Annotated in this window: 12 protein-coding genes; 10 read left to right on the forward strand and 2 right to left on the reverse strand. The window is 30.1% G+C overall.

What is annotated here, in order from left to right; translation table 11 throughout:
- Window positions 1-25 precede the first annotated feature (25 nt).
- The 6 genes from BLV71_RS06135 (at window position 26) to BLV71_RS06160 (ending at window position 8,066) form a co-directional block, all read left to right on the forward strand.
- A complete protein-coding gene (locus tag BLV71_RS06135) occupies window positions 26-946 on the forward strand; it encodes a tryptophan 2,3-dioxygenase family protein (RefSeq protein WP_093869698.1) in 921 nt (306 codons plus the stop codon).
- Between the two features lie 87 nt (window positions 947-1,033).
- Complete coding sequence (locus tag BLV71_RS06140; protein ID WP_093871975.1) at window positions 1,034-1,810, forward strand: DUF3108 domain-containing protein; 777 nt, start codon at window positions 1,034-1,036, stop codon at window positions 1,808-1,810.
- A gap of 88 nt (window positions 1,811-1,898) precedes the next feature.
- On the forward strand, window positions 1,899-3,176 hold the full coding sequence (locus tag BLV71_RS06145; protein WP_093869699.1) for a M23 family metallopeptidase: 1,278 nt from the start codon (window positions 1,899-1,901) through the stop codon (window positions 3,174-3,176).
- Window positions 3,177-3,178: 2 nt separating this feature from the next.
- A complete protein-coding gene (gene pgi, locus BLV71_RS06150) occupies window positions 3,179-4,747 on the forward strand; it encodes a glucose-6-phosphate isomerase (RefSeq protein ID WP_093869700.1) in 1,569 nt (522 codons plus the stop codon).
- A gap of 146 nt (window positions 4,748-4,893) precedes the next feature.
- Window positions 4,894-7,560, forward strand: coding sequence for a TonB-dependent receptor (locus BLV71_RS06155; protein ID WP_093869701.1), 2,667 nt, complete (start codon window positions 4,894-4,896; stop codon window positions 7,558-7,560).
- Between the two features lie 107 nt (window positions 7,561-7,667).
- Window positions 7,668-8,066 carry a hypothetical protein gene (locus BLV71_RS06160; RefSeq protein ID WP_093869702.1) on the forward strand — a complete coding sequence of 133 codons (399 nt, stop codon included), beginning with the start codon at window positions 7,668-7,670 and terminating at the stop codon, window positions 8,064-8,066.
- Between the two features lie 88 nt (window positions 8,067-8,154).
- On the opposite strand, the gene BLV71_RS06165 is transcribed toward BLV71_RS06160, so the two are convergent.
- Together BLV71_RS06165 and BLV71_RS06170 are read right to left on the reverse strand one after the other, a co-directional pair.
- The gene (locus BLV71_RS06165; RefSeq protein WP_093869703.1) at window positions 8,155-10,053 is read right to left on the reverse strand and encodes an amidophosphoribosyltransferase; all 1,899 of its coding nucleotides are present in this window, start codon (window positions 10,051-10,053) and stop codon (window positions 8,155-8,157) included.
- A gap of 79 nt (window positions 10,054-10,132) precedes the next feature.
- A complete protein-coding gene (locus BLV71_RS06170; RefSeq protein WP_093869704.1) occupies window positions 10,133-11,059 on the reverse strand; it encodes a PfkB family carbohydrate kinase in 927 nt (308 codons plus the stop codon).
- 190 nt (window positions 11,060-11,249) lie between these two features.
- Here BLV71_RS06170 and BLV71_RS06175 point away from each other — a divergent pair, with 190 nt between their 5' ends.
- The 4 genes from BLV71_RS06175 to BLV71_RS06190 are packed head-to-tail and all read left to right on the forward strand — an operon-like array spanning window position 11,250 to window position 13,398.
- The gene (locus tag BLV71_RS06175) at window positions 11,250-11,675 is read left to right on the forward strand and encodes a SufE family protein (RefSeq protein ID WP_093869705.1); all 426 of its coding nucleotides are present in this window, start codon (window positions 11,250-11,252) and stop codon (window positions 11,673-11,675) included.
- Between the two features lie 10 nt (window positions 11,676-11,685).
- Entirely contained in the window at window positions 11,686-12,006 is a 321-nt protein-coding gene (locus BLV71_RS06180; protein WP_093869706.1) for an iron-sulfur cluster assembly protein, read from the forward strand.
- 8 nt (window positions 12,007-12,014) lie between these two features.
- Window positions 12,015-12,521 carry a DUF2480 family protein gene (locus BLV71_RS06185; RefSeq protein ID WP_093869707.1) on the forward strand — a complete coding sequence of 169 codons (507 nt, stop codon included), beginning with the start codon at window positions 12,015-12,017 and terminating at the stop codon, window positions 12,519-12,521.
- A 28-nt stretch (window positions 12,522-12,549) separates the two neighbouring features.
- On the forward strand, window positions 12,550-13,398 hold the full coding sequence (locus BLV71_RS06190) for a DUF3078 domain-containing protein (RefSeq protein ID WP_093869708.1): 849 nt from the start codon (window positions 12,550-12,552) through the stop codon (window positions 13,396-13,398).
- The last annotated feature ends 36 nt before the right edge of the window (window positions 13,399-13,434 follow it).

Genomic DNA, 13,434 nt, shown 5'->3' on the forward strand with positions numbered 1-13,434 from the left:
TAAATTTTAATTAAAAAATAGATAAATGAGTAAAGACGATATATTAAAAGCATTAGAAGAGAAGTATGAAAAATTAGGTGTACCTTTAAATACTATGTTAGAAGGATTGTTGCATAGTACACCTATTACATACTGGGATTATATCCAAACTGATGCTTTGTTAGGTTTACAAATTCCTAGAACAACAGAAAAAGATGAGATGGTTTTTATCATGTATCATCAAGTAAATGAACTGTTGTTTAAAATGATATTATGGGAAATTGATCAAATTTCACTTTCAAAAAAAGTAATAACAGCAGAAAAATTTTCAAAACACTTAATGAGGGTAAGCAGGTATTTTGATATGCTGTGCAGTTCATTTAGTGTAATGGGAGAAGGAATGGATGTTGATCAGTATTTAAAGTTTAGAAATACTTTGGCACCAGCTAGTGGGTTTCAAAGTGCGCAATATCGTAAAATAGAGTTTGCTTCAACAGAGTTAATTAACTTGATTGATGTTAGATATAGAGATACAATTGATCGAGATTCATCTTTTAAAAATGCGTTTGAGCATTTGTATTGGCAAGCGGCTGGTAAAAATCATCAAACAGGAGAGAAAACAATACTTATAAAGCTTTTCGAGAAAAAATATATGGGAGAGTTTATTGAGTTTATGGAAGATTACAATGACTGTAATTTGTCTAAAAAATTCAAAGAATTACCTGAGGATGTTCAAAAGAATGAAGAATTAGTAAAAGCTATGCGTCATTATGATTATACTGTAAATGTAAAATGGGTAATGGCACATTATAATGCTGCAGGAAAATATTTAGGTGGTGGAGAAAAAGATTTAGAAGCAACAGGAGGAAGTAATTGGCGCAAATATATGCATCCAAAATACCAGCGTAGAATATTTTTTCCTTATTTATGGAGTGAAGAAGAATTGAAAAATTGGGGAACCTTTTAAAAAATAAAAAACCATTAATTTATTGAATTAATGGTTTTTTATTTTTGGAATGGTAATTGTCTATTAAATTTCATAAGTTTGAATATTATGAAAATAAATAAACTATTAATAGTATTGCTTTGTTTAGCAATAAATGTTTCATCTCAAGAAAGACCTGTGGCTTTTAAAGGAGGAGAATGGTTGCGTTATAAAATGAGTTACAGTGGTTTTTTAAGAGCTGGAACTGCCGTGTTAGAATTAAAAGATGAAAAGTTAAAAAATAGAAATGTAATTCATGCAACAGGAAGAGGTTGGACTACTGGTATGATAAGTTGGTTTTTTGAAGTGAAAGATAAGTATGAAAGCTATTTTACAGCTGATGAGGTAAAGCCATATTTATTTAAAAGGGATATTAATGAAGGAGGTTTTAAGAAAAAAAGAAATGTGTCTTTTAACTATGAAAATAATACAGCTTATGTACAAGATTTTACAAAGCAAAAAGATAGTGTTATTTCAATAAAGAGTCCTCAAGATATGATATCTACTTTTTATTTTTTAAGAAGTTATGATACTCAGAAAATGAAAAAGGGAGAAGAGATTAATGTAGATATGTTTTTTGATGATAAAAGTTACCCTTTTAAACTTCGTTTTTTAGGTTATGAAACTTTAAAAACAAAATTCGGAAAGGTTAAAACTCAGAAATTTAGACCTTTAGTTCAGGCTGGTAGGGTTTTTAAGGCACAAGAAAGTGTTACGGTTTGGATAACTGCAGATGATAATAAAGTGCCAATTAAAATGAAAGCATCACTAGCTGTTGGGTCGTTACGAGCAGAATTAGAAGCATACAGAGGATTGGCTAATCCTTTCGAAATAATAGTAGATTAACTTTAAGTTGTTTAAGTATTGTTAAAGTGTTAAATACAAATATAAATATTTGTATTTTTGCGAGAATAGGCAATTAAAAACAACCTCCTTGAGAAAAATCACCATTTTACTAGTGTTATTTACTTTTTTATTCTCTTGTAAAAAAGAAGAAAAAAGAGAGATAATTGAGACTAAGGTAATTGAAAAACCAAAACCAGTGCTTTTGTATGGGTTTAATTTAGATAATTATAATGTTGTACATGATACAATAAAAAATGGAGATAGTTTTGGACTTATTTTAGATAGACATCATGTAATGTATCCTAAAATAAATAAAATAGCCACTACAATTAAAGAAACTTTTGATGTAAGAAGAGTTAGATCTGGAAAACCATATACAATATTGACATCAAAAGATTCAATTAAAAAAGCTCAGGTATTTATTTATAAACATAATAAAGTCAATGCAACAATTATAAATTTTAAAGATTCTGTAATTTCTGCATATAAGCATAAAAAGAAAGTTAAAATTGTAGAAAAAGAAATAGCAGGAGAAATTTATTCTAATTTATCTGTTACTATGGATAGTTTAGGGTTAACACCTACATTGACTAACACAGTAGCAGATATCTATGCATGGACATTAGATTTTTATAGATTGCAAAAAGGTGATAAATTTAAACTTATTTATGAAGAGAAATTTATTAATGATACTGTTTTTGTTGGGTATGGAGAAGTAAAAGCTGGCTTGTTTAATCATAAAGGGGAAGATTTATATGCTTATAAGTTTGTAGCTGACTCTATAAAGAATATAGCTGAATTTTACGATGAGAAAGGAAATATGTTAAGGAGTACTTTTCTAAAATCACCTATAAAGTTTCAGTATAGAATATCTTCACGTTATAATTTAAGAAGAAAGATAGCTTTATATGGTAGAGTTAGAGCGCACCGAGGAACTGATTTTGCTGCTCCTTATGGAACTCCAATAATGTCAACTGCGAGTGGAACAGTTGTGGAATCAGCTAGAAGAGGAGGTAATGGTAATTATGTTAAAGTGAAACATAATAGCACATATAGTACTCAGTATTTGCATATGAAAAGAAGAAAGGTGAGAGTCGGAGATTATGTGAAGCAAGGAGATATTATAGGTTTAGTAGGTATGACAGGTAATACCAGTGGACCTCATGTATGTTATCGTTTTTGGAAAAACGGTAGACAAGTAGATCCATTTCGTGAAAAATTACCTTCAGCTAAGCCATTAAAAGATAGCATTAAGCCAAGATATTTTAATTTTATAGAACCTTTAAAAAAACAATTAGATAGCATTCCTTTTTTTAAAAAAACTACAGCTATTTTTGTTGAAAAAGAAACATTAGCTACCAAGTAATTATGCCTTTAAAAAACATTAATCCTACAAAAACAGAAGCCTGGGCGAAATTAGAAAAGCACTATGGAGAAGCTAAAAATTATCAGCTTAGAAAGTTGTTTAAAGAAGATAAAAATAGAAAAGAAAACTTTTCTATAAATTTTGAAGAGTTACATGTAGATTTTTCTAAAAATCATATAACAAAAGAAACTTTAAGTAAACTTATTTCCTTGGCTGAGGAAATAGATTTGAAAGATGCCATAGAAAAATATTATACAGGTGATAAGATTAATGTGACAGAAGACAGGTCTGTTCTTCATACAGCATTAAGAAGTAATAGTAATGAACCTGTTTTTGTAGATGGTAAAGATGTAAAACCTCCTGTTCAAACCGCTTTAAGAAAAATTAAGGCTTTTAGTAATAAGGTTATTTCAGGAAAATGGAAAGGTTATACAGGTAAAGCTATAACAGATGTAGTTAACATAGGAGTAGGTGGTTCAGATTTAGGACCAAAAATGGTTGTTGAAGGGTTAAAGTTTTATAAAAATAAATTAAATACACATTTTGTTTCAAATGTTGATGGAGACCATGTTTTTGAAATACTAAAAAAATTAAATCCAGAAACTACATTATTTATAGTTGTATCAAAATCATTTAGTACAAAAGAAACGATAACTAATGCAAATACAATAAGAGATTGGTTTTTAAAGTCAGCAACAGTTTTTGATGTAGCAAAACATTTTGTAGCTGTTTCATCAAATATTAATGCGGTACTGAATTTTGGGATAGATAAGAAAAATGTTTTCCCAATGTGGAATTGGGTAGGTGGTCGTTTTTCATTATGGTCAGCTGTTGGGTTATCTATAAGTTTATCTGTTGGATTCGATAACTTTAAGCGTTTGTTAAATGGAGCAGAAAAAATGGATATTCATTTTAGAGAGACTGATTTTGATAAAAACATACCAGTAATTTTAGCATTATTAAGCCTGTGGTATAACAACTTTTTTCGTTGTGATACTGAAGGTGTTTTTGTGTATTCTCAATATTTAAATATATTACCTGAATATTTGCAACAAGCTGTTATGGAAAGTAACGGTAAAGGGGTAGATAGAAATGGTAATGAAGTTACTTATGAAACGGGTACTATAGTTTGGGGTGGAACAGGTACCAATATGCAACATGCATTTATGCAGTTATTGCATCAAGGAACTAAAATAGTTCCTGCTGACTTTATAGGTTTTGAAGAACCATTGAATGGATTAGCAGATCATCATAAAAAATTAATGGCAAACCTTTATGCTCAAACAGAAGCATTGTCTTTTGGTAAAACTAAAGAAGAAGTGCATTTAGAATTGAAAACTAAAGGAGAATTTGAAAAAGTTAACAAATTACTTCCGTATAAGGTGTTTAAAGGGAATAAACAATCCAACACAATTATATTTAAAAAGCTGACACCTGAGTCTTTAGGAATGTTAATTTCAATGTATGAACATAAAGTATTTACTCAAGGAGTTTTATGGAATATTTACTCTTATGATCAATTTGGTGTTGAATTGGGGAAGGAATTAACAGAAAAAATACTATATAGTTAAAATTTTATTAATTAGAATTGTTTCTAATCATTGAAAATAAGTGATTTATTTTAGGTTATCTGAAAAAATGTTAACGTTAAGTTAATATTGGTAAAGTTAAAAATCAGGAATTTTGCCAAGCATTTAATAACAAATTAGATTAGATAATGAAAAAAATTAAAAATGTATTACTTGTGGCTTTGTTTTTTATAACTGCTGCAGTTGTAGGACAAACCAAGATTACTGGTATTGTGGTTGACGAAATGGGTGAACCATTACCAGGAGCAAACGTTGTAGTTAAGGGGACTACTAACGGAATTGGAACTGATTTCAACGGTAAATTTACGTTGAACTCAAAATCTAATTCAGGAGTAGTTGAGGTTTCTTTTGTTGGTTACGACACTAAAAATGTATCTTTTACATCAGCTAAAACCAATTTAGGACAAATTCAATTACAACCATCTAATGTATTAGGGGAAGTAGTTATTACAGGAGTAATTGATATCGCTAAAGATAGACAAACTCCAGTTGCATCTTCTACTATTAGAGCTGAAGAAATTCAAGAGAAGTTAGGATCTCAAGAGTTTCCTGAAATTTTAAAATCTACACCTTCAGTTTATGCAACTAAACAAGGTGGTGGTTTTGGTGATTCTAGACTTTCTATTAGAGGTTTTGATCAAGAAAATGTTGCTGTTTTAATTAACGGTGTTCCAGTAAATGATATGGAAAATGGTAGAGTATACTGGTCTAACTGGATGGGGTTATCTGATGTTACTTCAGCTATGCAAGTACAAAGAGGTTTAGGTTCTTCTAAATTAGCTAATGCTTCTGTTGGAGGTACAGTTAATATTGTAACAAAAACTTCACAACAAAGAGAAGGTGGTAATGTAGGATTTAGTTATGGTAATGATAACTATATGAAATACAGAGCATCATATTCTACAGGTAAATTAGAAAGCGGTCTTTCTGCTTCTATTTTATTAAGTAGAACACAACAAGATGGTTACGTTGATGGTACAAAAGCTGTTGGGCATAACTATTTTATTGGATTAGGGTATGCAGTAAATGATGATCACCAATTAGAATTTACTTTTACAGGAGCTCCACAATGGCACAACCAAAGAAGTTATGCTGAATCTATTTCTACTTACCAAAAATATGGAGTAGGTGGAGAGCCAAATATTAAATACAACGCAGCTTGGGGATATTTAAATGGAGAAGAGTTTTCATTTAGAAGAAACTTTTACCACAAGCCTGTTATGTCATTAAACCATGACTGGACAATTTCTGATGCTTCAAAATTATCAACTGTAGTTTATGCTTCATGGGGACGTGGAGGAGGAACAGGTCCTATTGGAGATGTAAATAACATCAGAGACTTTGATTCAAGATTAAGAGATTCTAATGGTATTGTTCGTTTTGATGATATCGCTAAGTGGAATGCTGGAGGAAGTGTTCCTGATTTCGGAGCAGATAGAACTAGTACTATCAGTGATAGAAGTAACGGTTTAACAAGAAGAGCTTCTATGAATTCTCATAACTGGTATGGAGCAGTTGTTAACTTCCATAATGATGCAAATGAAAACTTAAGTTGGGATTTAGGTATTGACGTAAGAACTTATAAAGGAATTCACTATAGAGTTGTAAACAACTTATTAGGAGCTACTGGTTATGTTGATAGCAGAGATAGAAATAACCCAAATAGAAATATTACTGATTTCGTTGAAGCTTCTCCAAGCTTTAACCCTTGGCAAAATATTTCTGATCAACAAAAAATTGAATATTACAATGATGGTAATGTACGTTGGTTAGGTGCTTTTGGACAAGTAGAATACAAAAATGATAAAATATCTACTTACTTACAAGGGGGTATTTCTCAACAAGGTTTCCAAAGAGTTGATTACTTTAACTTAGGAGCTCATAACGGTACTGAACAAGCATCTTCTTTTAAAAATTTAATTGGAGGTAATATTAAAGGGGGACTTAACTGGAACATTAATGAAGCACATAACGTATTCTTTAATGCTGGTTTTATTTCTAAACAACCTTTCTTTAACTCAGTATACACAAGTTTTACTAACAATGATATTAATCCATTCTTAACTAATGAAAAAATCATAAATTATGAAGTTGGTTATGGATTTAGTCATGAAAACTATGCTGTTAAATTAAATGCATATAGAACTTCATGGAAAGATAGATTTTTAAGAGGAAGAGGTTCAGTTAGAGGTAACTTTGTACAAATTAACGGAGTTGAGCAAGTTCACTCTGGAATTGAATTAGAAACTCTTGCTAAGTTTGGTAAACTGAAAATTGAAGGTATGATATCTTTAGGTGACTTTGAGTACAAAGGTGAAGCTATTGGTACTGAGTACGATCAAAACAACGATTTAGTACAAGATAACATTACTTTTTACTTAGATGGAGCTAAAGCTGGTAATCAAGCACAAACAACAGCTAGAGTTGGTTTTACATATGAAGCTACTGAGTCTTTAAAATTTGATATTGATCAATTTTATGCTTCTAGGTTATATGCTAGTATATCTCCAGCTGCTTTTTCTAGTAAAACTACAGCAGCGTTAGGATCTTTACAGCTTCCTGGTCACTCATTAATAAATGCAGGTGTATCATATAAATTAAAGCTTAATGATAAAATGAAATTAAAATTCCGTTTTAACGTTAACAACTTAACTAATGAAGTGTATATTTCTGATTCAGCAACTAATATTCATGCTACATCTGGTTCAACTACTTATAGAGGAATTGATGTAAGAAATAGAGTATACTTTGGTTTCGGAAGAACATGGAATACTTCTGTTAGATTTGAATTTTAATAGTATTTAACTACTAATTAAATATAATTTAAAACCACCTCATATGAGGTGGTTTTTATATATATATAAATTTAGTAAATTTGTGGCCAATTAAAATTTAACAAAAGATGGTTAAGAGTAATAATTCATTTGGGTTTTTTATAGTGTTATTTTGCATTTTAATTAGCACTACAGAAACTTTTTCAAAAGATAATTCCCCAATTACTTCTATAGAGAAAACATCTAAATTTAAGCCACAAAATGATGTGATTAAATATACATTAACTGATGACGATTATTCATTAGTAGGCAATGGTTTTAGTAATTTTGATATAAGAGAAGGGTACGATGAGGAAACTGTAATGGTTAGGTTAGCAAAAATCAGTAAGATTCTATTAAATAATTTTCCTAACTACAAAAAAGGACAAAAACTTGCTGTTTCTTACAATGTATGGAAGCCAGGAGATGATGTTTTTGTTATGAATGTTGAGTTTAATGGAACGAAGTATGTTTTACAAAAAAAATAAACTTTAATAAGTAGTTTATAAAAAAAGCTAGATATATAAAAATATCTAGCTTTTTTGTTTTTTTTAGTATTCCTAAGAGAGTTACTATTTAATAAGCTCTTTTGTCATTACCTTCATAAAAGTTGATGAAAGCTTGGTTTACTACTCTATGACCTCCATCAGTAGGATAATCACCAGTAAAGTACCAATCTCCTAAGTTTTCAGGACATGCTTTGTGTAGCTTGCTTACTGGCTGGTATATCACTTCAACATTTGATTTAATTTCAGGAGTTTTAAGCATTTCAGCTATTTTAGCAGAAATTTGTTGATCTGTAAAAGGAGCATATACTTCTTTTACATAATTAACAATATCTTTATCATGATTATTCTGCTGCTCTATACACTTCTGATATACATCATATACTATATGATATTGATTTGTTTCTTTAAGTAGCTCTAAAGCGGCTTTAAATGCTATAAAATCACCTATTCTTGCCATGTCAATACCATAACAATCAGGATAACGAATTTGTGGAGCTGAAGATACAATCACAATTTTCTTAGGTTGTAATCTGTCTAATATTTTAATAATACTTTTCTTTAAAGTTGTTCCACGAACAATACTATCGTCAATGATAACTAAATTGTCAGTAGGCTTTACAACTCCATAAGTAACATCATAAACATGGGCAACTAAGTCATCTCTACTACTATCATCAGTAATAAATGTTCTTAATTTTGCATCTTTAATTGCTATTTTTTCAAATCGCGGACGAGTTGATAAAATTTCAATAACTCTTTCTTTAGATAATTTCCCACCACCGGCTAAAATAGCGTCAGTTTTTTGTTGATTTAATACATCTTCAGCTGCTTCCATCATTCCAAAGAATGAGGTTTCGGCTGTGTTAGGAATATAAGAGAATACAGAATTTTCTATATCACTATTAATAGATTTTAAAACTTCAGGAAAAACAAATTTCCCTAAATTTTTACGCTCTTCATATATACTAGCATCACTACCTCTAGAAAAATAGATACGTTCAAAAGAACAAGCTTTCTTAGGTCTTTGTTCTAGAATAGGAGCCATTGTAGTTTTTCCGTTTTTCTTAATAATTAAAGCGTGACCTCTATCAATTTCTTTAATTTTATCAATGTCAACATTGAAAACAGTTTGTATAACTGGACGTTCAGAAGCTACTACCACCACTTCATCATCTTGATAATAAAAAGCGGGTCTTATAGCAGCTGGGTCTCTTAAAACAAATGCATCACCATGTCCTAATAAACCAGCCATTGCATAACCTCCATCCCAATTTCTTGATGAACGTTTTAAAATACGTTGTATATCTAGATGTTCTTCAATAAAAGGAGAAGCATCCTTTTTATTTAAACCAACATCTTTAGCTTTTAAATATGTATCAGAAACTTCATCTTCTAAAAAGTGTCCAATTTTTTCCATTACAGTAACTGTATCGGCAGACTCTTTTGGGTGTTGCCCTAAATCAATCAATTCTTTCATTAATTGTTTAGAGTTAGTCATGTTAAAGTTACCAGCAACAATTAAACTTTGATGCCTCCAGTTACTTTGACGTAGAAAAGGGTGTACATTTTCTATGCTATTTCCTCCAAATGTACCGTAACGAACGTGACCTAAAAATAAATTTCCGATATATGGCATATTTTCTTCTTGCCATTGAACATCATCAATTTTATCAGGATTCTTTTCAAAAATACCATTGATTCGCTCATTAACTTGACCAAAAATATCTTGTATTGGTTGTGATTTATTTGAACGAACTCTACTAATATATCTTGTTCCAGGTTCTACATTGAATTTTATACTTGCCATCCCAGCACCGTCTTGACCACGATTGTGCTGTTTTTCCATAAGCAGGTACATTTTGTTAACTCCATAAAATGCGGTACCGTATTTTTCCTTGTAGTATTCTAAAGGTTTTAATAACCTTACCATAGCAATTCCACATTCATGTTTTAAAGCGTCGCTCATTTATAAAAGTGTTTATTAGTTGTGTTTTTTAGTGTTGTTGTGTATAAAAAAATCCGCAGTTTATCTGCGGACTTGTATGTTATGATAATTCTATGTCAAATTGTGTTAGCTCTTTAAACGCTTGTAAGCGTTCTTGAACTTCATCTTTCGTAAGTTCTTCCATTCGTTGAGTTCCAAACTTTTCAACACAAAAAGAAGCTAAGTTTGAACCATAAATAATGGCGTTTTTCATATTCTCAAAAGAGATGTCCTCAGTTTTTGCTAAAAATCCACAAAAACCACCAGCAAAAGTATCACCAGCACCAGTTGGGTCAAAAACTTCAGCTAAAGGTAATGCAGGAGCAAAAAACATTTTACCTTCATTGAATAATAAAGCTCCATGTTCTCCTTTCTTTATTACTACATATTTAGGCCCCATTTCATGAATTTTCTTTGCAGCATTTACTAAAGAATATTCACCACTCAATTGTCTAGCCTCTTCGTCATTAATAGTAATTACATCAACACGCTTTAATACTTCATGTAAATCATTTAAAGCAATGTCCATCCAGAAATTCATAGTATCTAAAACTACTAACTTAGGTCTTTCATTCATTTGATCTAATACAGAAGCTTGAGTTAATGGATGTAAGTTTCCTAACATCACAATTTCTGAATCTTTGAATACTTTAGGAACTACTGGTTTAAAATGTTCTAAAACATTTAATTCAGTAATAAGAGTATCACGAGAGTTCATGTCATTGTGATATTTACCACTCCAAAAAAACGTTTTACCATCTTTAACAATTTCTATTCCATCAGTATTAATTCCTTTGTTCTTCATCATATCTAAATATGATTCTGGGAAATCACCACCAACAACAGAAACTACACCAGTTTCAACGCCAAATTGAGCAGCAGCCAAACTTACAAATGTTCCTGATCCTCCTAAAATTTTATCTGTTTTACCAAAAGGTGTTTCAATAGCATCAAAAGCTACAGTACCAACCGCTAATAATTTACTCATAAGTTTAATTTAACCTTTCCAAAAGGAAAGAACTTTTTACTGTTTTAAGTCAGGTTTTATAACAATACCTAACAAAAATTAATAATTATGTTCACTTTATTTTTTATAAGCATAAAAATGCCTTTTTTGTCGTAATTTTGCACTTTTAATACAAAACCAGTCTTAGACTGTGCAAAAATAGTTTTAAAAAATGACTATCAAAGAAATACAAGAAGAAATTATTGATGAGTTCTTAATGTTTGATGACTGGATGGAACGTTATGAATACATTATTGAGTTAGGTAAATCATTACCTTTAATAGATGATACTTATAAATTAGATGAGAATTTAATAAAAGGATGTCAATCTAAAGTATGGTTACATTCTAATTTAGAAGGAGATATTGTTACATTTACTGCAGATAGTGATGCCATTTTAACCAAAGGTATAGTGGCTTTATTGTTAAGAGTTTTTTCAAATCAAACACCTAAAGCTATTTTAGAAGCGGATACTGGTTTTATTGATGAAATTGGGTTGAAAGAACATTTAAGTCCAACAAGAGCAAATGGGTTAGTATCTATGGTTAAGCAAATAAAAATGTATGCGATAGCTCAGCAAACTAAATTGACAAATTAAAATATTAATTATGACTGAAGAGAATTTAGAAGATTTAGGAGATAAAATAGTACGTGTTATAAAAACAATTTTTGATCCAGAAATACCTGTAGATATTTATGAATTAGGATTGATTTATGATGTTTTTATATCTGAGGAAAATGATGCGAAAATTTTAATGACCTTAACATCTCCTAATTGTCCAGTAGCTGAAACTTTACCAGTAGAGGTAGAAGAAAAAGTGAAAACATTAAAAGAGATTAATAATTGCGAAGTAGAAATTACTTTTGACCCTACTTGGACGCAAGATATGATGAGTGAAGAAGCAAAATTAGAGTTAGGTCTTTTATAAGTTTAAAAATGGCTGAAGAAATTATAAATAGAGTAGCAAGTAGTAAATTAATTACTATTGACTTAGAAGATTATTATCCAAATGGTACTAGAGTAGTTTTTGATATTAAAGATTGGCTTTTTCAAGAGTTAATTTTAAAAGAAAAAGACTTTAGACAGGATGTTAAAAATCATGATTGGTCTCAATATGAAAATTCGTTTGTTGCTTTAACTTGCAGCTCAGATGCTATAATACCTTCTTGGGCATACTTGTTATTAACTACGGAATTGTCATTGTATGCAAAAAAAGTAGTAATTGGTAATTTAGAGCTACTTGAAACTGTTTTATACCAAGGAATAATTAATGAACTTGATATTAATAGTTTTAAAGATAAGCCTGTAATAATTAAAGGATGTGCTAATAAACCTATACCTCCTTCTGCATATACTTTGCTAATTGAAAAAATTCAACCTATAGCAAAAACTATTATGTTTGGTGAAGCATGTTCAACAGTACCTTTATTTAAAAGAAAATAATTAATCTTATTTGTAAAGTATTTGTAAAATGAAGAAAATTCTTTTTACGCTATTAATTAGTTGTTCATTAATTAGTTTTTCTCAAGAAAAAAAAGACAGTATCCCTAAAAAATGGGAAGTTACAGGTAAGCTTGTTTTTTTGTTTAATCAATCTACATTTTCTAATTGGGTTGCTGGTGGTAGTAATACTATTGCTGGAAATATTGCCATAAATTATGATTTTAATTACAACAAAAATAATTGGCGTTGGGATAATAAGATTACTTCAATTTATGGGTTAAGTTATGTAGATGGGCAAGGGGTTAGAAAAACAGGAGACCGATTTGAATACAACTCTTTATTAGGGTTAAAAGCAGATAAATATTGGTTTTTTTCCTTTTTAAGTAATTTTAGAACTCAATATACACGAGGATACGATTATAAAAAAACACCAAAGTTACCTATTTCAGACTTTTTATCACCAGCTTATTGGAGTTTTGGGCCTGGTATGTTGTGGAAAAAATCTGACAATCAAAGAATAAATATAGCGCCAGCTACTGCAAGATTTACATTTGTTTCTGATGAGTTTTCTGGAAAATATGGTGTGGCTCAAGGTGATAATTCAAGTTTTAGTTTAGGTTTTAACTTGTCTGCATATTTTAAGTTTGATGTTATGAAGGATGTTCAAATGGAGAATATTTTAACTGTGTATTCTGATTATTTAAATAGCCCTCAAAATATTGATATTGACTATCAAATGCGATTTTTTATCAAGATAAATGAGTATCTTTCTATGAATTTAGGTTTTCATGCCATCATAGATGATAATGCCTCTAGTAAAATACAGTTCAAACAGGTATTTGGTTTAGGGCTAAATTATATTTTCCATAAAAGGTGACTTTTGTAAAATTAGGTTGTCTTAAACAAAAGTAAA

Origin of the sequence: Tenacibaculum sp. MAR_2010_89 (assembly GCF_900105985.1) — a bacterium.
In the GTDB taxonomy this organism is placed as follows: Bacteria; Bacteroidota; Bacteroidia; order Flavobacteriales; family Flavobacteriaceae; genus Polaribacter; species Polaribacter halocynthiae.